19 protein-coding genes are annotated in these 23,318 nt (G+C 39.2%); 14 read left to right on the forward strand and 5 right to left on the reverse strand.

What is annotated here, in order from left to right; all coding sequences use genetic code 11:
- The first annotated feature begins 9 nt into the window (after positions 1-9).
- The 12 genes from murD to mutT all read left to right on the forward strand — a co-directional run bounded on the left by murD (position 10) and on the right by mutT (position 14,984).
- Entirely contained in the window at positions 10-1,317 is a 1,308-nt protein-coding gene (gene murD, locus ACMUMK_RS04095) for a UDP-N-acetylmuramoyl-L-alanine--D-glutamate ligase (protein WP_414699848.1), read from the forward strand.
- Complete coding sequence (gene ftsW, locus ACMUMK_RS04100) at positions 1,314-2,633, forward strand: cell division protein FtsW (RefSeq protein ID WP_414699849.1); 1,320 nt, start codon at positions 1,314-1,316, stop codon at positions 2,631-2,633. Before murD ends, ftsW begins: the two co-directional genes overlap by 4 nt.
- Complete coding sequence (murG, locus tag ACMUMK_RS04105; protein WP_414699850.1) at positions 2,626-3,711, forward strand: undecaprenyldiphospho-muramoylpentapeptide beta-N-acetylglucosaminyltransferase; 1,086 nt, start codon at positions 2,626-2,628, stop codon at positions 3,709-3,711. Before ftsW ends, murG begins: the two co-directional genes overlap by 8 nt.
- Positions 3,708-5,165 carry a UDP-N-acetylmuramate--L-alanine ligase gene (gene murC, locus ACMUMK_RS04110; protein WP_414699851.1) on the forward strand — a complete coding sequence of 486 codons (1,458 nt, stop codon included), beginning with the start codon at positions 3,708-3,710 and terminating at the stop codon, positions 5,163-5,165. Before murG ends, murC begins: the two co-directional genes overlap by 4 nt.
- Positions 5,158-6,120, forward strand: coding sequence for a D-alanine--D-alanine ligase (locus ACMUMK_RS04115; protein ID WP_414699852.1), 963 nt, complete (start codon positions 5,158-5,160; stop codon positions 6,118-6,120). The genes murC and ACMUMK_RS04115 overlap by 8 nt, the downstream gene beginning before the upstream one ends.
- Positions 6,120-6,872, forward strand: a complete 753-nt coding sequence (locus ACMUMK_RS04120; protein ID WP_414699853.1) for a cell division protein FtsQ/DivIB — start codon at positions 6,120-6,122, stop codon at positions 6,870-6,872. Before ACMUMK_RS04115 ends, ACMUMK_RS04120 begins: the two co-directional genes overlap by 1 nt.
- 62 nt (positions 6,873-6,934) lie before the next feature.
- Positions 6,935-8,164: a cell division protein FtsA gene (gene ftsA / locus ACMUMK_RS04125; protein WP_414699854.1), complete on the forward strand. Its 1,230-nt coding sequence runs from the start codon at positions 6,935-6,937 to the stop codon at positions 8,162-8,164.
- 83 nt (positions 8,165-8,247) lie between these two features.
- Positions 8,248-9,420: a cell division protein FtsZ gene (gene ftsZ / locus ACMUMK_RS04130; protein WP_414699855.1), complete on the forward strand. Its 1,173-nt coding sequence runs from the start codon at positions 8,248-8,250 to the stop codon at positions 9,418-9,420.
- Positions 9,421-9,585: 165 nt separating this feature from the next.
- Positions 9,586-10,503: a UDP-3-O-acyl-N-acetylglucosamine deacetylase gene (gene lpxC, locus ACMUMK_RS04135; RefSeq protein WP_414699856.1), complete on the forward strand. Its 918-nt coding sequence runs from the start codon at positions 9,586-9,588 to the stop codon at positions 10,501-10,503.
- A 262-nt stretch (positions 10,504-10,765) separates the two neighbouring features.
- A complete protein-coding gene (locus tag ACMUMK_RS04140; protein ID WP_414699857.1) occupies positions 10,766-11,677 on the forward strand; it encodes a peptidoglycan DD-metalloendopeptidase family protein in 912 nt (303 codons plus the stop codon).
- 154 nt (positions 11,678-11,831) lie between these two features.
- Positions 11,832-14,525 (forward strand): preprotein translocase subunit SecA, encoded by a 2,694-nt coding sequence (gene secA / locus ACMUMK_RS04145; protein WP_414699858.1) that lies wholly within the window; start codon positions 11,832-11,834, stop codon positions 14,523-14,525.
- Between the two features lie 66 nt (positions 14,526-14,591).
- Positions 14,592-14,984 (forward strand): 8-oxo-dGTP diphosphatase MutT, encoded by a 393-nt coding sequence (gene mutT / locus ACMUMK_RS04150; protein WP_414699859.1) that lies wholly within the window; start codon positions 14,592-14,594, stop codon positions 14,982-14,984.
- Positions 14,985-15,008: 24 nt separating this feature from the next.
- On the opposite strand, the gene ACMUMK_RS04155 is transcribed toward mutT, so the two are convergent.
- The 4 genes from ACMUMK_RS04155 to ACMUMK_RS04170 form a co-directional block, all read right to left on the reverse strand.
- Positions 15,009-16,007, reverse strand: coding sequence for an NADP-dependent oxidoreductase (locus ACMUMK_RS04155; protein WP_414699860.1), 999 nt, complete (start codon positions 16,005-16,007; stop codon positions 15,009-15,011).
- A gap of 235 nt (positions 16,008-16,242) precedes the next feature.
- Positions 16,243-18,150 (reverse strand): diguanylate cyclase, encoded by a 1,908-nt coding sequence (locus ACMUMK_RS04160; protein ID WP_414699861.1) that lies wholly within the window; start codon positions 18,148-18,150, stop codon positions 16,243-16,245.
- A gap of 101 nt (positions 18,151-18,251) precedes the next feature.
- Entirely contained in the window at positions 18,252-19,823 is a 1,572-nt protein-coding gene (locus ACMUMK_RS04165) for a diguanylate cyclase (RefSeq protein ID WP_414699862.1), read from the reverse strand.
- 199 nt (positions 19,824-20,022) lie between these two features.
- Entirely contained in the window at positions 20,023-20,631 is a 609-nt protein-coding gene (locus ACMUMK_RS04170) for a DNA-J related domain-containing protein (protein WP_414699863.1), read from the reverse strand.
- A 357-nt stretch (positions 20,632-20,988) separates the two neighbouring features.
- Between ACMUMK_RS04170 and ACMUMK_RS04175 the strand changes: the two genes are divergently transcribed.
- Positions 20,989-22,215: a threonine/serine ThrE exporter family protein gene (locus ACMUMK_RS04175; RefSeq protein WP_414699864.1), complete on the forward strand. Its 1,227-nt coding sequence runs from the start codon at positions 20,989-20,991 to the stop codon at positions 22,213-22,215.
- 129 nt (positions 22,216-22,344) lie between these two features.
- Here the strand turns inward: ACMUMK_RS04175 and ACMUMK_RS04180 are convergent, their stop codons facing one another.
- Positions 22,345-22,677 carry a DUF3718 domain-containing protein gene (locus tag ACMUMK_RS04180; RefSeq protein ID WP_414699865.1) on the reverse strand — a complete coding sequence of 111 codons (333 nt, stop codon included), beginning with the start codon at positions 22,675-22,677 and terminating at the stop codon, positions 22,345-22,347.
- A 289-nt stretch (positions 22,678-22,966) separates the two neighbouring features.
- Between ACMUMK_RS04180 and ACMUMK_RS04185 the strand changes: the two genes are divergently transcribed.
- Entirely contained in the window at positions 22,967-23,290 is a 324-nt protein-coding gene (locus ACMUMK_RS04185) for a DUF2956 domain-containing protein (protein WP_414699866.1), read from the forward strand.
- The last annotated feature ends 28 nt before the right edge of the window (positions 23,291-23,318 follow it).

The following is a 23,318-nucleotide window of genomic DNA, read 5'->3' on the forward strand; positions in this document are numbered from 1 at the left end:
ACCTGAAAAGTGAAAGATTTGAGTTTAGCGGATAAAAAAATAGTAGTAGTAGGTATGGGCCTAACGGGTCTGTCTTGCGTGCGATTTTTAAAAGCTAGAGGTGCTCAGGTTATTGCAATGGATAGTCGTAGCGAGTTGGCGTTAAATATCGATGTTCCATTATTACTTGGTGATTTTGACGGTAACAGGTTAAATAAAGCAGATCTTATAGTATTAAGCCCAGGAATTGATGTTCACTTACCTGTGCTTCAAGCAGCAATCAAATCTGGTGTCCAAGTGATAGGGGATATCGAACTATTTGCTCAGTTTAATGATACCCCCGTTATCGCAATCACAGGTTCAAATGGGAAATCCACCGTCACTCATTTAGTGGTAAACATGTGTAAAGCTGCGGGCAAAAAAGTTTTGATGGGGGGCAATATTGGTATCCCTGTTTTAGATTTGATTGAGCAAGCCGCAGACGTGATTGTCTTAGAGTTGTCTAGTTTTCAATTGGAGACCACTTTTTCTTTAGCGCCTTTGGCTGCAACTGTATTAAATGTTACTGAAGACCACTTAGATAGACATGGCGACTTAGAAGCCTACCAACAAATTAAATTAAGTATTTATAAGAATGCGGAAAACGGAGTGTGTAATCGCGATGACATTCTGTCTTACCCGGTAAATTACAAGCCAGCAATGAGCTTTGGCTCGTCGTTTAGCTTAGAAGGATTTTCTTGGGATAAATCCAATAACTGTATTTTATTAGATCAACAAGCTTACTTGTACGCCGATAGTTGTTTATTAGTTGGTGAGCATAACATGGTGAATATTCAAGCTGCAGCAGCACTGGCTAAAGTCGCGGGTATAGATGATGAGAGCATAAAGCAAGGTGCAAGAGAATTTGGAGGCCTTCCTCATCGTTGTCAAACTGTGTCCATAGACAAGGGTATTCGATGGATCAATGATTCAAAGGCCACTAATGTCGGCGCGACCTTAGCGGCAATTAATGGCTTGATGTCTGATGTAAAAGGCAACCTCATTTTAATTGCTGGTGGTGAAGGTAAAGGCGCTGATTTCGCTTTATTAAATGAATGTATTAATGAATCGGTAGATGTATTAATTACCCTTGGAAAAGACGGTAATAAAATTAAAGGCGAAAATGTAAAAAGCTACTCTGTAGCAACCATTGAAGAGGCTGTTAAAAAAGCAGCACAACTTGCTGTTTCAGGAGATACAGTCTTACTTTCTCCAGCCTGTGCAAGCTTAGATATGTTTGTAAGTTATCAACAACGTGGTGACTGTTTTAGAGATGCAGTTAAGGAATTGTCACTATGAGTACTGTGATTGACAATAACCTTAGTTCACTCAGGCAACTGTTTACGCAGAAGCATGATAGTGCTGAGTTACAAGATAATTTCCGCCCCTATGACGTAACCTTATTGTTACTCGCTATTGCCTTAATGTCCATTGGCTTAGTGGTGGTTACCTCAGCATCTATGCCGGCTGCAGAGCGAATTTTTCATAACCCATTTCATATTGCTATTCGCCACTCTATTTATATTGTTTTGGCTGTAATTGCAGCCATGATCGTGATGCAAATTCCCATGCGTTGGTGGAGCATGAGTAACGTGTGGTTGTTGTTATTAGCGATTATCTTACTGATTGCTGTGTTAGCCATTGGTAGAACGGTGAACGGAAGTACGCGCTGGTTAGTATTAGGGCCAATTACCATTCAGGCAGCAGAACCTGCAAAATTGTTTTTCTTCTGCTATTTGGCAGGGTATTTAGTTCGTAGGCATGAACATGTAACAGAGAGCATTAAAGGTTTTATAAAGCCATTGGCGGTATTTTTTGTTTTAGCGGTTTTACTTTTGGTGCAACCGGACTTAGGAACTGTGGTTGTTATGCTATGTACCACAATCGGGTTATTGTTTTTGGCTGGGGCAAAGTTATGGCAGTTCTTTAGTTTGGCTATAGCTGGCAGTTTAGCGGTTGTACTACTCATAGTATTTGAAGAATACCGAGTAAAACGTATTACATCATTTCTTGACCCATGGGCAGATCCCTTTGGTAGTGGCTATCAATTAACACAATCCTTAATGGCCTATGGACGTGGTGATATCTTAGGACAAGGCTTGGGTAATAGCTTACAAAAGTTAGAGTACTTACCTGAAGCTTACAACGATTTTATTATGGCTATTTTAGCTGAGGAGCTAGGGTTTGCTGGCGTTCTTTCAGTGCTAGTTATTATGTTATGTATCGTTATGAAAGCCATGCGTATTGGGCATTTAGCTTTAGGCAGAGAAAGACCTTTTGAAGGGTACTTAGCGTATTCCATTGGTATTTGGTTTAGTTTACAGACGGCTGTAAATGTTGGTGCAAGCGCTGGAATTTTACCTACTAAAGGCCTGACCTTTCCATTATTTAGTTACGGTGGCTCCAGTATTATTGTGATGACAGTTGCTACGGCTATTTTGTTGCGTATCGATTTTGAAATGCGGGTCGATGGTATTCAAGCCTTAAATAAAGGTAGAAAAGCAAAATTACAAAAACGCACGCGCATCAAGCAGGCTAAACAAGAGGTTAATGACGTTATTGAAGATGTTGAAGTGTCGGCTCCATATTTTGATGAGGACGTGAAGCATGACTAAAAAATTGTTAGTCATGGCTGGTGGAACAGGGGGGCATGTATTCCCCGGTTTAGCCGTTGCTCAGGAGTTGTCCGCACAAGGCTGGGATATACATTGGTTAGGCACAAGTCAAAGAATGGAAGCTAGTTTAGTACCCAAATTTGGGTTTCCTATTAGTTTCATTGACGTAGTTGGCGTGCGTAACAATGGTTTGGCCAGATTGCTTATGGCGCCTTTTAAGATAGTGAAATCTATATGGCAAGCTCACAAAGTGATTAAAGCCTTTCAACCTAATGTGGTAATTGGGCTAGGTGGATTTGCTAGTGGGCCGGGAGGCGTTGCTGCTTGGTGTAATGGTTTACCCCTTGTTTTACATGAACAAAATGCCGCGCCTGGATTAACAAATAGGTTACTGGCAAAAATAGCCACTCGAGTACTGACTGGGTTTGCTAATACTTTTGCAGATCAAGAGCTAGCTAAGTCTAAATATACTTGGGTCGGTAATCCTGTAAGGGCTGAATTTTCTAACCTAGCAGAAAAAACAAAACTTGATATGCCTCTGAATCTACTAGTTGTAGGAGGTAGCTTAGGTGCAAAAGTGTTAAACGACACTGTACCCCTAGCGCTTCAAGGCTTAACAAATATTAAGGTTCGTCATCAGACTGGAAAAGGACATTTGGCAGCTGTGCAGCAAAGTTATAAAGCGAATGTGGAAGACCCAAGTTTGTATCAAATAAGTGAGTTTATCGACGATATGGCACAGGCATATGAATGGGCTGACTTAGTCGTTTGCCGCGCGGGTGCATTGACTGTAGCAGAGGTGGCAGCTGCTGGTGTTGCCGCGGTATTTGTACCTTTACCTCACGCTGTTGATGATCACCAAACAAAGAATGCCCAAGTACTCGCAGACAGCAATGCCGCATATTTGATGCCGCAAAAAGATCTCAGCCCAGACAGTTTACACCTATTACTTAAATCCTCATTGGATTTACCAAAGACACTATTAGATATGGGCAAAAATGCGAAAGCTTTGGCCCGCCTAGATGCTGCAAAGAAAGTTGCACATTTTTGTATTGAATTAAGTGAGCAAGCAGCATGATCAAAGACAACTCAATCCATTACCAAGTACCAGAAATGCGCAGAATAAAGAATATTCACTTCATCGGAATTGGTGGCGCAGGTATGGGCGGAATTGCTGAAGTGTTATTAAACGAAGGTTACGCTATTTCTGGTTCAGATAGACAAGCTAACAACATGACACAAAGGCTAGAGGGCTTAGGTGCAACTATTTATATTGGCCATGCACAAACCAATATTGAGCAAGCTAATGTTGTTGTGGTATCTAGCGCAATCGATCATAGCAATCCAGAAATTATAGGCGCTAAGGCTAAACGTATTCCTGTTATTCGCCGGGCTGAAATGTTGGCCGAACTAATGCGTTTTCGTTACGGCATTGCTGTTGCTGGAACCCATGGAAAAACAACGACTACCAGTCTAATTTCAACTATTTTTGCTGAAGCTCAATTGGATCCTACTTTTGTTATAGGTGGTCTGCTTAATAGTGCTGGCACTAACGCGAGACTTGGCGCTAGTAAATATCTCATTGCCGAGGCTGATGAAAGTGATGCTTCTTTTGTACATCTACAGCCCATGGTTTCTGTGGTGACTAACATAGAAGCTGACCACATGGAAACGTATCACGGCGACTTCCAAAAAATGCAAGACACCTACATAGACTTCTTACACAACCTACCTTTTTATGGGTTAGCCGTGTTATGTGGTGACGACCCAGTTATTCGGGATTTATTGCCTAAAGTCGGTAGAAAATATTTAACCTATGGTGTGACTGAGCAAGTAGACGTCCGTGCTATCAATATTGAGCTAGGGTTTAATCAAAGTAGTTTTGATGTGGTTCGCAAAGGTAAAGCTAACTTACATGTAACAGTGAATATTCCTGGTCATCATAATGTTCTCAACTCTTTGGCTGCAATAGCTGTGGCCAGTGACGAAAATATCGATGATGAATCTATTGTTACCGCATTAGGTAACTTCTCCGGGATTGGCCGCCGCTTTGAGTTACTAGGGGATTATCAGACAAGTAAAGGCCAAGCTATTTTAGTGGATGATTATGGTCATCATCCAACGGAAGTTGCTGCAACTATAGCCGTGGTTAGAAATAATTGGCCCGATAGACGTTTAGTTATGGCTTATCAACCCCATCGTTATACTCGTACTAGAGATTTATACGAAGATTTCGTGAAAATTTTATCTCAAGTTGATGTTCTGTTGCTCCTTGAAGTCTATCCAGCAGGAGAAGAGCCTATTGATGGCGCTGATAGCCGAGCCTTGTGCCGCTCGATTCGAAAACGAGGTGAAATTGAACCTGTTTATGTATCAGATATCCAAGAGCTACCTATCTTGCTAGCTGAAACCCTAGACGATAAAGATATTGTGTTAACACAAGGTGCTGGAAATATCGGGCAAATTGCCAAGTTTTTACAAAAAGTTGAGTTGCAACCTGAGCTACTAAGTAAGGGACTTAACAATGATTAATTTGAATCAAGATACCCCTGAATCTTTCGGAAAGGTTGCTGTCATGTATGGCGGCAGCTCTGCTGAAAGAGAAGTATCACTAAAATCTGGCGAAGCCGTTTTAAAGGGCTTACTTGATGCTGGAGTAGATGCCCATACTTTTGACCCAGCTGATAAGCCACTTACAGACTTATTAGTTGAAAAATATGACCGCGTAGTCATTATGCTTCATGGCCGTGGCGGCGAAGATGGCTCTTTGCAAGGAGCCTTGCAACAGCTACATATTCCTTACACAGGTACGCAAGTATTAGGCTCGGCTTTATGTATGGATAAAATCCGTAGTAAGCAGGTTTGGCAAAGCTTAGGTTTGCCTACAGCAAAATATAAAATTGCCGACAAAAGAAGCTATGATGGGAGATCATGCAAGGCTATAATGGATAGCTTGGGGAAAGAGGTAATGGTTAAACCGGCGCAGGAAGGTTCCAGCATAGGTATGGCCAAGGTTGATAGTGTACAACAATTAGAAATTGCGATTCAAAACGCATTCAAATACGACAATAAAGTTTTAATTGAGCAGTTTATCCATGGTTCTGAGTATACCGTTAGCATATTGAATGGTAAGGCGTTGCCGTCCATTAGTATGACTACCCCCCGAGTTTTTTACGATTATACGGCTAAATATCAAGCTGACAGTACAGTGTATTCTTGTCCAAGCGGCCTTACTCCTGAAATTGAGTCGGAATTAGCTGAGCTCGCATTAGAAGCATTTGATGCTGTTGCGGGTTCTGGTTGGGGGCGGGTTGATTTTATGCAAGATAAGTTGGGTAAATTCTATTTATTAGAGGCGAATACTGTACCTGGTATGACAAAGAAAAGTTTAGTGCCTATGGCAGCTAAGCAAGCGGGCTTAAGTTTTACTGAGTTATCTTTAGCTATTTTGTCTACCTCCGAGCCGGCACAGAGTGTACAAGCATAATGAGTGAAGTACCTTTACTTGATTCGCCCCGTAGAGGGTCGAAATTTTATCTAGGCTTGGCGTTTTTTATTACGTTAATAGCCTTATTAAGTATTGGTGCATTCAAAATTAATGCTTGGCTAGAAGATGAACAACAGGCTCCAGTACAAAATATTGTGGTGTCTGGGGACAGAAGATTTATAGATGATGCTGAGATTGAAGCCTTAGTTAAGCGTACTCAACCCGGAAGTTTTTTTGAGTTGAACGTTGATGAAACTCACAAGACTGTGCAAGGGCTACCTTGGGTGTATAGAGCTTCTGTTCGTAAACGTTGGCCAAGTGGTTTAGAAATTTTTGTGGTGGAGCAAACACCAGCCGCTATTTGGAATAGCGATATGTTGTTAAATAAAAATGGTGATGTTTTTAATGCTCAAATAAGTGACCCTGCAGTGGTAACGGAATTAAAGTTGCCGAGTTTGTATGGGCCTGGTGGAAGTGAACAAACAGCGCTGCAGGGCTACAAAAACATGCAGTCGCTTTTAGACTCTACCAATTTACATATTGTTGAAATGTTTCTAAGCGAACGTTTTGCCTGGAATGTACAGTTAAACAACGGTATTAGGCTTAACCTTGGTAGAATAGAATTTATTGATAGATTACAGAGGTTTGTGGATTTGTTTCCGCTAATTTCAGAACAAGATAAGCAAGTAGATTATGTGGACTTGCGTTACGACACAGGTTTAGCTGTTGGTTGGAAATCAGCTGAAAGCTAGGTTTGAATTAAATAATTGAGAATAAAACATCGTGAGCGTGAATATTGAGAGAGCTTGGCAAAATGTCTAAGGGTACCGAAAGAAAGTTAATTGTTGGCTTAGATATAGGCACCAGTAATGTTAAGGCTATCGTGGGCGAATTGCTCGACGATAACTCTATTAGTGTTGTTGGTGTAGGAAGTCATGCTTCAAAAGGTATGGATAAAGGCGGGGTGAATGATCTGAACTTAGTGGTTCAGTCTGTAAAGCGTGCGGTTCACGAAATGGAGTTGATGGCTGATTGCAGTGTGTCTTCGGTATTTATGTCCATTTCGGGTAGACATGTGAAGTGCCAGAATGAAAGTGGCATGGTACCAATTAATAATAAAGAAGTGACCCAAGAAGACGTAGACAATGTAGTGCATGCCGCCCGCTCCGTGCCTATTGCAGCTGAGCGTCGTTTATTACATGTATTACCACAAGAATTTACTATCGACGTGCAGGAAGGAATCAAAAACCCAATTGGCATGTCAGGTGTCCGAATGGAAGCCCAAGCACATATTATTACCTGTGCTGATGACATGGCTAAAAATTTAGTTAAGTGTGTAGAGCGTTGTGATTTAACTGCAGATCAGCTGATATTCTCAGCCTTAGCATCTAGTTACGCAGTGGTAACAGATGATGAAAAAGAGCTAGGTGTATGTGTTGTGGATATAGGCGGTGGCACCATTGATTTGGTTATTTATACCGATGGGGCTATTCGACATACAGCTGTCATACCTGCAGCGGGTAACCAAATTACTAGTGACATAGCGAAAATTTTCAGAACGCCCATAAGTCATGCTGAAGAAATTAAAATTAATTATGCCTGTGCTCTAAAAGATATGGTGAGCATGGAAGAAAGTATTGAAGTACATAGCGTTGGTGGGCGTCCGTCGAGAGCTATGTCTAGACATACTTTAGCCGAGGTAATTGAACCTCGTTATCAAGAATTATTTGAATTGGTTCATGATGAAATACGAGCCAGTGGTTTTGAAGAACAAATCGCAGCGGGCATAGTCTTGACTGGTGGGACCGCAAAAATGGAAGGGGCAGTAGAATTTGCCGAAGAAATTTTTCAAATGCCAGTGCGAGTAGGAGAGCCCCTTGCAATGAAAGGGTTATCTGAATATGTCGATGATGCAAAATTTGCCACTGCAGTAGGATTACTGCAATACGGTAAAGAGCATTTAGTTAGTCAGCTTGCTAGTAAGGCAAAAGCTAGTGATGGAGTCTGGCAAAGAATTCAAAGTTGGTTTAAAGGCGAGTTTTAGTCACTTTATTTTAAATCAAAATTATATGGCAACAGGCAAGGATGGGATCCTGATTGCTTTTATGTACAAACCGGAGAGTAAATATGTTTGAGTTAATGGATAGTCACAGCGAAGAAGCAATTATTAAAGTTATTGGTGTCGGCGGTGGCGGCGGCAATGCAGTTGAGCACATGGTGTCGCAAAATATTGAAGGCGTAGAATTTATTGCCATCAATACCGACGCACAGGTACTACGTAGCTCTGCTGCGAATGTTACCTTGCAGATTGGTTCGGGCGTGACCAAAGGCTTAGGTGCTGGAGCTAACCCCAATATTGGACGCCAAGCAGCAGAAGAAGACAGCGAAACTATTCGTCAAAGTCTAGAAGGTGCCGATATGGTATTTATCACTGCCGGTATGGGCGGTGGTACTGGAACGGGTGCTGCACCTGAAGTTGCTAAGGTAGCCAAAGAGCTAGGTATTTTAACTGTCGCGGTAGTGACTAAGCCGTTTCCTTTTGAAGGCAGAAAGCGTACAGATTACGCTGAGCAAGGTATTGAAGAGTTATCTAAATACGTGGATTCATTGATTACTATTCCCAATGAAAAACTGTTGAAAGTTATGGGTAAAGGTACGCCTTTATTACAAGCATTTAGTGCTGCAAATGATATTTTAAGTGGTGCGGTGCAAGGTATTGCTGAATTAATTACGCGTCCAGGTTTAATTAACGTGGATTTCGCCGATGTAAGAACAGTAATGTCTGAAATGGGTACAGCTATGATGGGAAGTGGAAGTGCATCTGGCGAGGATAGAGCAGAAGAAGCCTCTGAAAGTGCAATTGCATGCCCATTATTGGAAGATATCGATTTATCTGGTGCTAGAGGTATCTTAGTTAATATTACTGCTGGTCCAGATTTCTCTATTGATGAATTTGAAACTGTGGGTAATGCCGTTAAAGCCTTTGCTTCTGAAAATGCAACCGTAGTAGTCGGTACTGTTATTGATATGGCAATGAGCGATGAGCTTAGAGTGACTGTCGTTGCAACAGGAATTGGAGCTGAAAAGAAGCCTGATATTTCTCTTGTTTCTAACAGAGCAAGTAAAGTTGTTGCAGATGGCGGTGAATTTAAACTACAAGCTAATGGCTCAAATGCAATGCCAAGTGCTAGCGCTATGCCAGAGCAAGCAAAAGCGGTAAGTAGTGAAGAGAAAGTTGATCCAGGAAATGATTTGGAATATTTAGATATTCCAGCATTTTTACGTAAGCAAGCGGATTAAAAACATTTAAGTGAATTATTTTGGAATTATCCGGTCTTAGTTTAAGATAAATTTTGTTTTTGTCGAAATAGCTGGTTTAAATATTGCAGTATTTTGACAAAGTGATTTGTTTTTTATACTATACGCGCCGCTTTTTATTCCATTAGGTTATTGATCGAAAGGGTTATGATTAAACAACGTACTATCAAACAATCTGTAAAAGAGACAGGGATTGGTCTGCATAAAGGAGACAAGGTCACTATGACTCTCCGGCCAGCGCCTGCGAATACGGGGATCGTATTTCGCCGCGTGGACCTTGAACCTTATGCTGATATACCCGCTCGAGCTGATTCTGTGGGTGATACTATGCTGTGTACCTGTATCAGTAATTCTGATGGTGTAACTATTTCAACCGTTGAACATTTAGCGTCAGCATTAGCTGGTCTAGGTATTGATAATATTATTGTTGAAGTTGACAGCGATGAGTTGCCTATCATGGATGGTAGCGCAAGTCCGTTTATCTTTTTGCTACAGTCTGCTGGTATAGAAGAAATAAACACGGCTAAGCAATTTATTAAAATTACCAAAGCTATCAAAGTTGAAGAGGGCGATAAGTGGGCCGAGCTAAGACCTTACGATGGCTTTAGGGTTGATTTTCGAATTGACTTTGATCACCCTGTAATTAGTGAAACCCGTCAGCATATGGTACTGGATTTTGATTCATCTTCTTATGTAGATGAAGTTAGTCGAGCTCGTACTTTTGGGTTTATGAAAGACTTAGAGTATATGCATTCTCATAATCTTGCCTTAGGCGGAAGTATGGAAAATGCCGTAGCACTTGATGAATATCGTGTACTTAACCCAGAAGGGTTAAGGTATAGCGATGAGTTTCTTAAGCATAAAATACTTGATGCAATTGGTGATTTGTACTTAGGTGGCCACAGTATTGTGGGTGAGTTAGTGGCTTACAAAACTGGCCATGGCTTAAATAATAAATTACTAAATGCTTTGCTTAAGAATAAAGAGTGCTGGGAATTCGTAAGTTATGAAACCCCAGAAGAAATGCCTATTCGGTTTGCCTCTCCTATCTTAGTTACAGGCTAAGTCCAACGTTACTTTTTGCATTGCCCTATAAGGGTAATGCAAAACTTATTTTCACTATTCAAACTTATGACAGTTTTAGTAGACAATTGCTCTTTACCTTATGTGTATACAAAATATATATTAGGTCGCTGTAGTAATACCTTGAATGACTTTAACTTGTTGATATCGTGATATATGCTATCGTACCTAGCTTGATACACTTATGCATTTTGCATAGCAGGGAAGAAGTGTTCACTTCATTTAATAAAGGTAGCCATAAGTAATGAAATTAACGTTACTGTTTAGAAGTAAAGAAAAAAAACTAGTTCTAAATATTAGTAAACAAAAGCTTACGCTATTGTTTGTGGCTGTCTGTGGAATTTTCTTGGTGTCGAGCCGTTCTGTATCTTCGTTAGATGAAAATATCGCACGAATTCATTATGCTAAATCGGGACTAAATGAGCAGGTAAATGAACTTGATTCTTTAAAGGAGGCTACTGAGCAACGTATGTCCGGTATGATGTTAAAGTTAGCTGAAATTGAAAATCAAATGCAGAACTTAGACTTAATTGGCGAAAGGTTAGTTAAGCAAGCTAATCTGAATCCTGAAGAATTTAATTTTGGTGCTAAAGAGGAACTTGGCCAAGATATTGAGCTGGAAACCCATGCACCATTAGAAAAAGAAGACTTGTTAGTTCAAATGCAAAGTATGCTTGAACAGCTTCAAAATAAGTCTGTACAACTCAATGCACTTGAATCTTTGATGTTAAGTCGCCATATACAAGATGAAAGCCGGTTAGAAGGGAAACCTATTAAGTCTGGTTGGTTATCATCGTATTATGGCGTTCGTAAAGACCCATTTAGTGGTAAACCTACTTTACACAAAGGCTTAGACTTCGCAGGTAAAGAAGGTGAGCCTGTTGTTTCAACTGGTTCTGGGATCGTGACCTGGGCCGGGTCTCGATATGGATACGGAAATTTAGTTGAGATAGATCACGGTAATGGTTTGACTACACGCTATGGGCACAACAAATCAATTAACGTAAAGATTGGTGATGTTGTCACCAAAGGGCAAAGTATTGCGCTTATGGGTAATACAGGGCGTTCTACCGGTGCCCATGTTCACTATGAAGTGATCCGTAAAGGTAAGCAACTTGACCCCTTACCGTTTGTTTATCGTAAAAGAGGGTCTTAGGCCCGTTTTTTCGTTACAATAGTTTTATTTTATTTAAGCAATCGGCTCCTTATGAGCCGATTGTTTTATGTTAGATTCGTGCCATATTGGCTAAATGTTTTGTGCAAAAGCACAATAGAATTTGTAAATCACTTAGATTGGAACCTGTAAATCGATGTTTTCGAGTATTCTCACCAAAATTTTCGGCAGTCGTAACGACCGAACACTAAAAAAACTACGTAAATCTGTCGAGCAAATTAATCAGCTAGAAGCTGAGCTTGAAGCGTTAAGTGATGAACAGCTTAAAGCCAAGACTGACGAATTTAGACAACGTTTAGAAAAAGATGAAACAACAGATGATATTCTAATCGAAGCCTTTGCTGTTGTTCGTGAAGCCAGTAAGCGTGTGTTTGGTATGCGCCACTTCGATATGCAAATGATAGGCGGGCAAGTTTTACATCAAGGTAAAATTGCAGAAATGCGTACAGGTGAAGGTAAAACATTAACCTCAACTTTACCCACTTATTTGAATGCGATATCAGGTAAGGGTGTACACGTTATTACTGTGAACGATTACTTGGCCACCCGTGACGCCGATTGGAGTCGCCCATTATTTGAATTCTTGGGGTTAACTGTTGGTTGTAATATTCCTGGCATGAGCCACGAACAGAAAAAAGCAGCATATGCCTCTGATATTACATACGGAACTAACAACGAATTTGGTTTTGATTATCTTCGCGATAATATGGCATTTAGGCCTGAAGACAGAGTGCAAAAAGCGTTACATTTTGCAGTAATAGATGAAGTTGATTCAATCCTTATCGATGAAGCTAGGACACCACTGATTATTTCTGGTCAGGCTGAAGATAGTTCAGAGTTATATCGCAGTATTAACGTTATTATTCCTGAACTTGTCAAACAAGAAAAAGAAGATGAAGAAGGTGAAGCTGGTGAAGGCCACTTTACGATTGATGAGAAAGGTAAACAAATACATTTGACCGAGAATGGCCAAATATTTGTAGAAGAAATATTGCAACGTGAAGGTATATTAGCTGAAGACGAGTCGTTATTTGCAGCTGCAAATATTTCTTTATTACATCATGTTAATGCAGCCTTAAAAGCCCATAAGCTATTTACCAAAGATGTAGATTATATTGTAAAAGACAATGAAATCGTAATTGTAGATGAGCATACCGGCAGAACCATGGAAGGCCGACGTTGGTCTGAAGGTTTACACCAAGCTGTTGAAGCAAAAGAAGGGGTTAAAATCCAAAATGAGAATCAAACTCTAGCATCTATTACCTTCCAGAATTACTTCCGTCTTTATGACAAATTGTCAGGTATGACAGGTACAGCTGATACAGAGGCGTTCGAATTCCAAAGTATTTATGGTTTAGATACGGTAGTGATACCCACTAATAAACCTATGATACGTGATGATAAAGCTGATTTAATCTTTTTAACTGCGCAAGAGAAATACGAAGCCATAGTTGAAGATATTAAAGGCTGCGTGAAACGTGGTCAGCCTACCTTAGTAGGTACAGTATCAATTGAGAACTCTGAGTTGATTTCTCGAATTCTTAAAAAAGAGAAAATCCCCCATAAAGTACTTAATGCTAAATTCCATGAGCAAGAAGCTGACATTATTGCTCAAGCGGGTAAAACAGGAGCGGTAACCATAGCGACTAATATGGCTGGTCGTGGTACTGATATTGTTTTAGGTGGGAATTGGCAAGCTGAACTAGATAAAATTCATGATCCTAAACCTTCTAAGATAGAAAAAATCAAAGCAGACTGGAAAGCGGATCATGATGCTGTGTTAGCAGCTGGTGGTTTACATATTATCGGTACTGAGCGTCATGAATCTCGACGTATTGATAATCAGTTACGAGGCCGTGCAGGTCGTCAAGGTGATGCAGGTTCTTCTCGCTTCTATCTTTCACTAGATGATGCCCTAATGCGTATATTTGCTTCAGAGAAAATGGGCAATATGATGAAACGCTTAGGTATGGAGCATGGAGAAGCTATCGAGCACCCTTGGGTAACTCGAGCTATTGAAAATGCACAACGCAAAGTTGAAGGTCGTAACTTCGACATGCGTAAGCAATTACTTGAATACGATGATGTTGCTAATGATCAGCGTAAAGTTATTTACGAACAACGTAATGAATTGCTAGATGAAGGCGAAATCAGTGAAACTATTACTGCAATTCGTGAAGATGTTGTAGGAGGAATAATCGACCAATATATTCCACCACAATCGTTAGAAGAAATGTGGGATCTAGATGGTTTGGAAGAGCGCTTTAAAGCAGACTTCTTACTCGACTTACCAGTTAAAACTTGGTTAGAAGAAGACGACAAGTTGTATGAAGAAAAGCTTCGCGAACGAATTGTTGAAGAAGTAGCTGCAGCTTACAAGGCTAAAGAAGACGTAGTTGGTCCTGAGGTTCTTCGCGCATTTGAAAAGAACGTTATGTTGCAGAACTTAGATAGTAGCTGGAAAGAGCATTTAGCGGCTATGGATCATTTACGCCAAGGTATTCATTTGAGGGGGTATGCTCAAAAGAATCCTAAGCAAGAATATAAGAAAGAGTCCTTTGAGCTTTTCACTGAAATGCTAGAGAGCCTTAAAGTGGAAGTAGTGACAATTTTAAGTAGGGTGCAAGTAAAAGCACAAGAAGATGTTGAGGCGGTGGAAGAGCAAAGACGTCAAGCTGATAACACCCCTAAAAAGTTTGAACATGAAACCACAACTGCAGAAGAAGAGCCTAGGGCCGATGTAAGGCAAGGTCCTAAGGTTGGTCGTAATGATCAATGTCCATGTGGCTCTGGTAAAAAATATAAGCAATGCTGTGGTAAATTGAAGTAATTAATTTTGAGCAACAATCTTTAAAAGTCGGACTTATGTTCGACTTTTTTATTGGGGGATAAAAAGTTGAAAATCGTTGAAGTTGCAGTTGGTGTTATTAAGCAAGGTGATGATATTTACATAAGTAAACGGGCCGATGACTTACATCAAGGTGGAAAGTGGGAGTTTCCTGGGGGGAAGCGAGAGGCAGATGAAACAATCGAACAAGCCCTTAGCCGAGAGCTGTCTGAAGAAATAGGCATACAAGTGACTAAGCAAACTCCATTTATGATTATTGAACATGATTATGGAGATAAGAAAGTGCGCTTAGATGTTAGGTTAGTTGATGGTTTTGAAGGTACTGCAAGTCATCAAGAAGGGCAGGTTAGTCTATGGGCAAACATTAACGCTTTGTCTGATTTTACTTTTCCTGAAGCTAATAAGCAGATAATTACAAAATTAATGCAGACATACCTGTAGTTAGCAGGTATGCCCAAATTTAGTTTACAGTTTCACAATTAACTTACCTTTATTGGCACCTGTTAGTAACATATTTAAGCCTCCTATTGCAGACTCTAAGCCTTCTAATACATGGGCGCGGTACTTAACCTTACCTTGCATTACGTAGGGAGTTAACTTGCCTACAAGCTCTGCTAATTGGGGGAAGTGATCTGGCATTGCATAGCCTTGGATCGTAATTCGTTTTTTGATAATAGGGATCCAGTTAGGCCCTGCACTTGGTGTTTCTGCTGCATAATCTGAAATCATTCCACACACTACAACACGGCCATGGGCATTCATGTTTTCAATGGCATGATGTTGAATAGGGCCACCGGTATTTTCAAAGTATATATCCACACCTTTAGGCGCAAACCCTTTGATTTTAGCGTCTATATCATCACTTTTATAATTAATAGCACCATCAAAGCCTAGCTCTTTTACCAACCAGTTACACTTTTCGTCGCTGCCGGCAACACCTATCACATTTAATCCATCTGCTTTAGCAAGTTGCCCGACAATAGAGCCAACAGATCCTGCTGCGCCACTTATAAGAATCGTTTCTCCTGCTTTTGGCTTACCAAATCCAAATAAGCCTTGGGTAGCAGTTAAGCCCGGTAGGGCAAATACTGATAACACCATTTCTGCATCAAGACCTGGTTGTACTTTACGTAGTCCTTCTCCACTACTTAAAATATACTCACTCCAACCTGTCATACCCATCACGCGATCGCCCACAGCAAACTCTGGGTTTTGGCTTTCAACTACTTCACCTAAACCAGATGAGCGCATCACATCACCCAAAGCAACAGGAGGAATATAACTTTCGGGATCTGGGTTCATCCAACCTATCATTGCCGGATCTAAAGACATATGGGTTTGCTTAACTAATATCTGGCCAGGGCCTGCACTAGGTACTGCTTTTTTTACTATTTCAAACACCTTCTCTGGAATAGGACCAGGCTCTGGACGGGCTACTAGGTTGATTGCGGTGTAAGTACTCATAAATTGACTCTCTAATTAGCTGAACTGTTAGTGTCTGGACTTTATCTTTTTTTGTTAGTTCCGATTATTTTTTTAATCTATCGATAAATATACAAAGCACTAAGTTTGTTATTTTTTAAATAAAAAATAACGATAGGTAAAATAGTAATTATTATTTACATAGTGTTTATGTAAACCATTTTGACGAATGGAGTTAGGTGCATATTACCTTAGTAAAATAGGTTTGTTATTGTTGTTATTCACCTAAGGATGGCTGGTAATTTAATACTTGATTACGGCCATTTTCTTTCGCTTTATACAAGGCTATGTCAGCTTTTTGCATAATATCTTTAGCAGTATCATCTTGGTCCCATTGGTAAATACCAATAGATGCAGTGATTTTTAAGTTAGGAATATCTATTTGTTTGGTTAATGCTGGCATTTTGTGCCTTAATTTATTCATATAGATTAATGCATTTTGTGCATCCGTATTTGGAAAAAGCATTAAAAACTCCTCACCTCCTATTCGGCCTAAATGAGCATTTTTAGGCATAGTCTGTAGGCAAATTTGGGAGAATTTTTGTAGTACTAAATCACCGGTTGCATGTCCAAAATTGTCATTAATTTTTTTAAACCAGTCTAAATCAATCATAGCAACACTAGAGCACCCGTTTGTCTTAGCTGTTGCAGTTATAGTCTTGTTCAAATGTTCTAGAATATGTCTTCTATTACACAAACCTGTGAGTTCATCCGTTGTGGCCAAAACTTCTAATACTTTACGATGACTATGGGTTCTGTATACCAAAACAGCCATTAATATACTCGCGCCTATTGCTAAAAAAGTAACAATGAAGAAGTAAATATTTTTATTTTTTTGAAATTTTAATTCCTGTTGCTGTAAAGCATTTTTTTCTGACAGTATGTCGTTTTGTAATTCTTTGGATTGAAGATCGTATTCAACCCGGGTTTTATGCAGTTGGCTATTACTCTCCTGTTCGCGATAGTTGCGATAATTGTCATAAACCGAGCTTAATAATTCGTATGCAGCTTTGTAATCACTATTTTGAAATAGCAATTTTGACCTTATATAGTCAATTTCAATAGCATGACTGGGCATATTTTCTTTAACTAATAGGGCTCGTGCTTCATCAAGATATTGTTTGGCTGAGCTTGTATTTTGCTGATGCAAAGAAACTAAAGCTAGGCGCATAGAACTTTCTATATTAACAAGCGGGTTTCGTGCTTCAGAAAATATTTTTCGCGCTGCGAGTAAATGTTGCTTAGCGAGTGAGTAATTTCCTTGCTTTATGTTAATTAAAGCGAGTTCTGCAAGGGCATAGGCAACGCCTTGTGAGTCTCCAACGGTTTCAGCAATACTTAAAGACTCTTCAAGTTGTTCTACGCCAGAATCTGCCTTGTGTATAGCGTAATTCGCTCGGCCAAGGCCATAAAGCGCAATGCTTAATGATACTAATTGATTACGAGCTCTAAACTCTGCTACGGCTTCTTCGTATACAGGAATAGCTAATCTATATTCATCCAGTTCATCATAAATTTGCGCGATTAGCATAGTGAAGTCATGGCGCTTATAGCCATTTTGCGGATGGGCTTTTAAAGCATAGCCTGCTTTTGCTGACTCTAAGGCCACTGTATAGTGACCTAATTTTGTATTAATGAGAGATTTTGTATAAAGGGCCATAGCATAAATATCTAATGCCTTATTTTGATTGGACCAAGTTATAGCGTGCTTGAGTCCTTCAATTCCCTTTATTGGCTGCCCAATAAGTTCAAATGCCATTGCTTCGTAGACTTTTAATGTGTGATATAGCCATGGTTGCTCAGCCTCAGTGATATAGGTTAAAGATAGCTGAGCACTCTCTAAGGCTTTTTCAGGATAAATTAGGGTGTAATGTGCTTGGCTGAGTAGTCCGTAATACTGAGCTTTTAAAAGCTGTGAGTCGTTATCAGCTATAGGATTTGATTGAAGCTTCTCTAGAATTTTCGATGGCTGGGTAGTTAACAATTGTACATATTCAGCGTAAGGATTATCAAACTTGTTAATAGCTACAGGTTTGGCATAGGCTAGCGTACATAAAAGAACACCAATCAAAATGGTGCTTTTTATTTGTAACAACCATTTAAATTTTGAGTGGTGTTTTTTCATGTGTGGATCCCATTACATTTAGTAAAGTAATGCTGAGCTTTTCAATTTGATAGGTCGGAGAGTATCAGCTTCTTATAGGTACTGTAAGCAAGGTTAAGGTTTTAACATAAAACCTTTAAAGTGCTCTTCTTTTCTGTTTGTTTTACATGGTACATAGATTTGTCGCCTAAAATTAGCATATCTTTTGTAGAGTTCGGCGCTTTGCTAAATATTTTATAACCAACACTACAGGTTACATTCAATGTCATTTCTTCTTCTATTTTTAACTTGTATTGACGTAAATTGATTTGCATTTTTTCTACGAAGTTTTTAGCAGTGTGTACACTTTTAAAGTGCCCTATAATAACAAATTCATCGCCTCCAATACGCCCTAAGTATTCATCTAAACCCAATTGCTCTTCTATTTCTGCTGAGATCAATTGCAAAGCTTTGTCACCTATATCATGACCCATTTTATCGTTTATTTGTTTGAAGTCATTTAAATCAAGATAAAGGAGGCAGGTAACACCCCCGTTTAATCTTTGTTGGTTAAGTAGTTGGTTTGCTCTTAGCTCCCAGCCTCGGCGGTTTAAGACATTGCAAAGTTCATCAGTACTTGCTTGAGACTCAGCTCTAATTTTATCTTGTCTGATATTCTTAACTCTGGTGAGCACGACAACAGCTAGAATAAAAGCCTCAATAGAAAACGCAAAAATAAGAGCATAGCGGTGCAAAAATGGACTCAAGTCTTGCAGTATGGTTCTAAAGAACATTGCAATAACCATTAACCCTAAGCTAAATAATACCCAGCTTGCCATTCTTTTTTTAGCGGTTGTTTGTAGGGCAACTAGTGAAAAAATACAAAGCATTAACACAAGCGTAAGTTTTGACATAGCTTCGCCAATATATGCAGACAAGGCGTTGTGATCTAAAAGCAACATCACAATAGACATCAATAAAACGGCAATTCCCCCAGGCTCTAAGAAGTAACGAGTTAACCTAGGCCATTGTTGATTAATGTCGGTTAGCCTAACAATGAATAGTATTGCGGTTACAACCGTAAGTCCCGCAAATAGTAAATAGAATTGATGACTCAATAAAAAGCTATGTTTTGGCAATATAATGTTCAACTGGCCTTCTTGAAGTAAGAAAAATGTAGCAGCACAAAATATGTAAAGGCTATAAAACTGAAAGCGATTATCTCCTAATACTTTTCCCATAAAGAAAACATAGAAAATCAATGTTAGGGACAGTCCATAAAAAGCCCCCATTGTTATATTATTAATTAGGTTTTGATTAAAAAATGTCGCAGTTGAAAGCCAAGAAAATTGTTGAAGAAATTCATGATGGGTGAGAAAAACAAAGTCCATTTGGAATGTGCCTGCAGGCAATAAATAAGAGGGGCTATTAGACAATACTTGTTCGACTGTAGCATTTGTAGTTTCAATATTGACTTCTAGTATCTCATCTTTTCCAAAGGTGAATATAGCCTGTTCGTTTAAATGGCAGCTTAAGCGTAAACGGTTCTCACCTGTCAGAAGCTGAATAGCCACAGAGTCCCCCTTAGGTAGGGCTTGTACTAGATTGTCGTTTCCAATTAAAAGTACTTGGCAATACTCTTCTGATGGTATCTGTTGTGCTTGTAGCAATGAACTACAGCCTAGGGTAAGTATCAACACTGATAAGAGTTGCACTAGCCTTGCAATACATATCTGTGGCGCCCAATAAAAATATGACAAAAGTAACCTCGGCTCCAGTCGGATGAGTAAATCTACTTAATGACACATATCTATAACAAATAATGCTTATAAACAAAATATAAAATTGTCTTCATCTTCTGTAATTAAAATAACAATGTGGGGCAACATCAGGGGGCTTGTCGCTTTTTTATATCTAAAAGCTGTGTTTTAAATACTGGTAAGCTTTATGAAGTGTAATGGTTTTATTGTGATCCCCCCCTTTATCTGGGTGATATTTATGTAACATTTTTCGATACTGGGATTTGAGTTTTTCGGAGGAATATGGAGAAGTTAACTCCAATACACTTAATGCTTGTTGTGAAGACATATTAGTGAAGGTTAATGTCTCATTTTGTCGAGAATACCTTTTCCAAAAGCTGTCAATGAGGGCTTCTACTTGTGTTTGATCTGTTGAGTTGAAATTATCCCAATTTAAATAGTAGTCCCGCAGTTTATCTTCTTTACAAAGGGCAGACTTATTAGCAGACCAAGGCAGCTTGCGAATGCAGGTACAATGTACTTCTAACGAGCCAATTTCTGTTTCTAACCATGTATCGTTTAACTGATACAAAGCGTTAAATAGGATGAAGTGGTTTTGAAATAGTAAAAGGGGGTCCGATAAGGCGTCCGCTGAAAACATCTCATATGGTGGCGATTTTAATTTTTGAAATAGCTCAAATTCAGATAAACCGTCACTGTAAGTCAGTAAAATGTGCTGTAATATAGGTTGCAGTGACGCCCAGCCTTCTGATGAATCTTGCATCTTATCCTGCCATAGATTCTTGGGATAATAAGTTCATATGTTTGAGAATCTTGATAGTCATCTAAGGGTTATTACTATGGGTGTTGTGCCTGTAAGTATGTAGTAAAAAAGTCAGAAAAAGAATAGTAAGGGTGTAGCTAAATACTGACTTTCTAAACTTGGCATTATTGAAATGTAAGACTCTTTCAGTTGGCATCTAAAAGCATTAGTTTTTCTAATTCAAAATGTTTAAAAAATGTACGTTGAATAACTTTTCAAGTATCTCTAAACTCCGCGCCCTGTTTAGTACTCCTTCTAGATGCATTTACTGTATTCTAGCTCTTTAATACCACTAATTTTTTTAAGTAGCACTAGAAAATGGACACATTAGAGTTTATCCAAATTCGGCGTTTTATCCTCAAGCTAGGTAAAATGCTTCATAAATACGGTTCGCCTTCATTTCGTCTAGAAGCTTACTTAACCGAAATTGCCACACACTTAGGCGTACATGCGTCTTTTATCTCTACACCTACTTCTTTAACTATGGTGTTGTGGAGCGACGGTCACGAAGATGAATACAACCACTCTGCCAGGATGGAACCTGGAGAGTTGGATATGAATTCTTTATCTAGAACAGATGAACTAGCTAGCACTTTATTGTCTGGAGAGATTTCTTTAGCTGAAGCCGACAAACATTTAGATGAAATAGATGTGATGCCAAGCCCTTATGGTAAGACATTAACTGGTGGTGCTTTTAGTCTGTCTACTAGTGCCTTTGCTATGTTGATGGGAGCGGGTTGGTCAGAGATATTCTATTCAGGCTTACTTGGGTTTATGGTTTATTTTTGGACACTTTGGGCCTTAAACTCAAAAAGAGTGAAGCTGATGTTAGAGCCTGTTGCATCGTTTTGCGTGGGCTTTGGCGCCTGTGCGATTAACCACTATTCGTCATCAGGGTTTAATATTTGGTTAATCATTTTGTCTTCTTTAATTATCTTAGTGCCAGGTTTGTCACTAACAATGGGTTTGGCAGAAATTTCATCCCGTAACATGGTGTCTGGTACTGCGCGTGTGATGGATGCCACTATGCAGTTGTTTAAACTGTACTTTGGAGCTTTTTTAGGTGTGAGTTTAGGATACCAATTGTTTGGTCAACAAGAGTTGGCCTTGGCAGAAACCTTACCTTTTTGGGTTAACTGGTTAGGTGTGCTGTTACTTAGTATAGGATTGGTAGCAATATTTCGAACCCGCTTAAAGCATGTGCTTTGGGCTATCACTTCTACCTTTATTGCTTATGGTGTCTCTACTTGGAGTTCGGCTTATCTAGAAAATGGTTTAGGGGCATTTGTTGGGGCTTTTGCCTTAGGGGTATTCGCAAATGTTTTCTCACGAATATCTAATTCACCTTCTAGTATAGTTGCTATGCATGGACTGATAGTGTTGGTTCCAGGATCAAAAACCTATATTGGCTTGAATTCGTTTATATCAGGTCAGGACATTATAAAGACTGAACATATTGGGCAAGAGACTTTTTTAATCTTGATGTCACTAGTGGCAGGCTTGATTTTTGCCAATGTGGTTATGCCTACTAGGAAAAGTCTGTAATCTAGTGTTTTGCAGAGTTAACAGAAGGGATACTCGCTTTTTCACTCAGATCCTCAGCGCTTTACTTTATTGTTAATAAGTAAGTGCTGAGGATTGAATAAAACAAACTAAGCGTACAATCAAGTTGGATTAACGCGATGCAACAGTGGTAACTTCAACATTGTTGCTATATTTACCAGCAGTTAAGTAGTTATTAATATTGTCTACATTTGTACCGTGCTGCTCTACAAAGGTAATAATATCTTGATTATTACAAGTCACATTTTTTACAACGTATCGTTTACTTAATCCGGTTTTTTCAATCGCTTTTGCTAATTGTAGTTTGCTTCCTTCGGTTGCAGTTACACATAGTTTGCTTGTTACATAATCGTCTGCCGCTACGTATTCAGTTGCAGCGTTTGCCATACCAATTGAGCTAATAGTTAAAACAGAAGTAGCGATTATTTTAGTGAATGTGTTCATTGTATTTTCCTATTTAGTTAAGTTGTTAAGTCGTCGTTGTGACTTACCATACTTTTGCAACTGAGGTGCCAAAAATTTTATTTTAATAAAATCAATAACTTATGGTTTTCTATAAATTGTTTTAATTTTGAATTAATTAATTTAACCAAGAACTTGGTTTATTTTGCTAAAAGTTGGTGTTTTTTTAATTTGATTGTGAAGGTGGTTAATTGATACAAGAAATCATCCCCTAAATAAGAGGGGAAACTGGTAAGATACAAATATTGTACAAACATGTTGATTTGAAAAAATGAAGAATAAAGTGTCTCCAGAGGTATCAGCTCAAGCCATGAAAATTGCTAAAAGTAGGCAAAAGCAAGGGCAAACAAAAGAACAGACTAAATTGATAGCTCAAGGTATAGAAAAGGGCATAGCTGAATATAAAAAACAGCAAAACAAACGCTTACGAGAGTTAGATAAACAACGTAAACAGAACTCTAAACAAGTAAACCAAACCGCCAGCAATGTTATAGAAGAAGCGCTACCTGAGCCCAAATTCAATATGCTACCTTGGGTTTTACTCGGCGCAAGTTGGTTAGCGTTTATTAGTTTTATTGTGTTTATGTATAACTAACTTCGACAAATACTGGCTCAGAAATAAT

The organism is Paraglaciecola sp. 2405UD69-4, from assembly GCF_047525415.1.
GTDB lineage: Bacteria > Pseudomonadota > Gammaproteobacteria > Enterobacterales > Alteromonadaceae > Paraglaciecola.

Coding starts and splice junctions, on each gene's coding strand:
- ftsW (WP_414699849.1), top strand. CDS start 1,314: ATGAGTACTGTGATTGACAATAACCTTAGTTCACTCAGGCAACTGTTT.
- murG (WP_414699850.1), top strand. CDS start 2,626: ATGACTAAAAAATTGTTAGTCATGGCTGGTGGAACAGGGGGGCATGTA.
- murC (WP_414699851.1), top strand. CDS start 3,708: ATGATCAAAGACAACTCAATCCATTACCAAGTACCAGAAATGCGCAGA.
- ACMUMK_RS04115 (WP_414699852.1), top strand. CDS start 5,158: ATGATTAATTTGAATCAAGATACCCCTGAATCTTTCGGAAAGGTTGCT.
- ACMUMK_RS04120 (WP_414699853.1), top strand. CDS start 6,120: ATGAGTGAAGTACCTTTACTTGATTCGCCCCGTAGAGGGTCGAAATTT.
- ftsA (WP_414699854.1), top strand. CDS start 6,935: ATGTCTAAGGGTACCGAAAGAAAGTTAATTGTTGGCTTAGATATAGGC.
- ftsZ (WP_414699855.1), top strand. CDS start 8,248: ATGTTTGAGTTAATGGATAGTCACAGCGAAGAAGCAATTATTAAAGTT.
- lpxC (WP_414699856.1), top strand. CDS start 9,586: ATGATTAAACAACGTACTATCAAACAATCTGTAAAAGAGACAGGGATT.
- ACMUMK_RS04140 (WP_414699857.1), top strand. CDS start 10,766: ATGAAATTAACGTTACTGTTTAGAAGTAAAGAAAAAAAACTAGTTCTA.
- secA (WP_414699858.1), top strand. CDS start 11,832: ATGTTTTCGAGTATTCTCACCAAAATTTTCGGCAGTCGTAACGACCGA.
- ACMUMK_RS04155 (WP_414699860.1), bottom strand. CDS start 16,007: ATGAGTACTTACACCGCAATCAACCTAGTAGCCCGTCCAGAGCCTGGT.
- ACMUMK_RS04160 (WP_414699861.1), bottom strand. CDS start 18,150: ATGAAAAAACACCACTCAAAATTTAAATGGTTGTTACAAATAAAAAGC.
- ACMUMK_RS04170 (WP_414699863.1), bottom strand. CDS start 20,631: ATGCAAGATTCATCAGAAGGCTGGGCGTCACTGCAACCTATATTACAG.
- ACMUMK_RS04175 (WP_414699864.1), top strand. CDS start 20,989: ATGGACACATTAGAGTTTATCCAAATTCGGCGTTTTATCCTCAAGCTA.
- ACMUMK_RS04180 (WP_414699865.1), bottom strand. CDS start 22,677: ATGAACACATTCACTAAAATAATCGCTACTTCTGTTTTAACTATTAGC.
- ACMUMK_RS04185 (WP_414699866.1), top strand. CDS start 22,967: ATGAAGAATAAAGTGTCTCCAGAGGTATCAGCTCAAGCCATGAAAATT.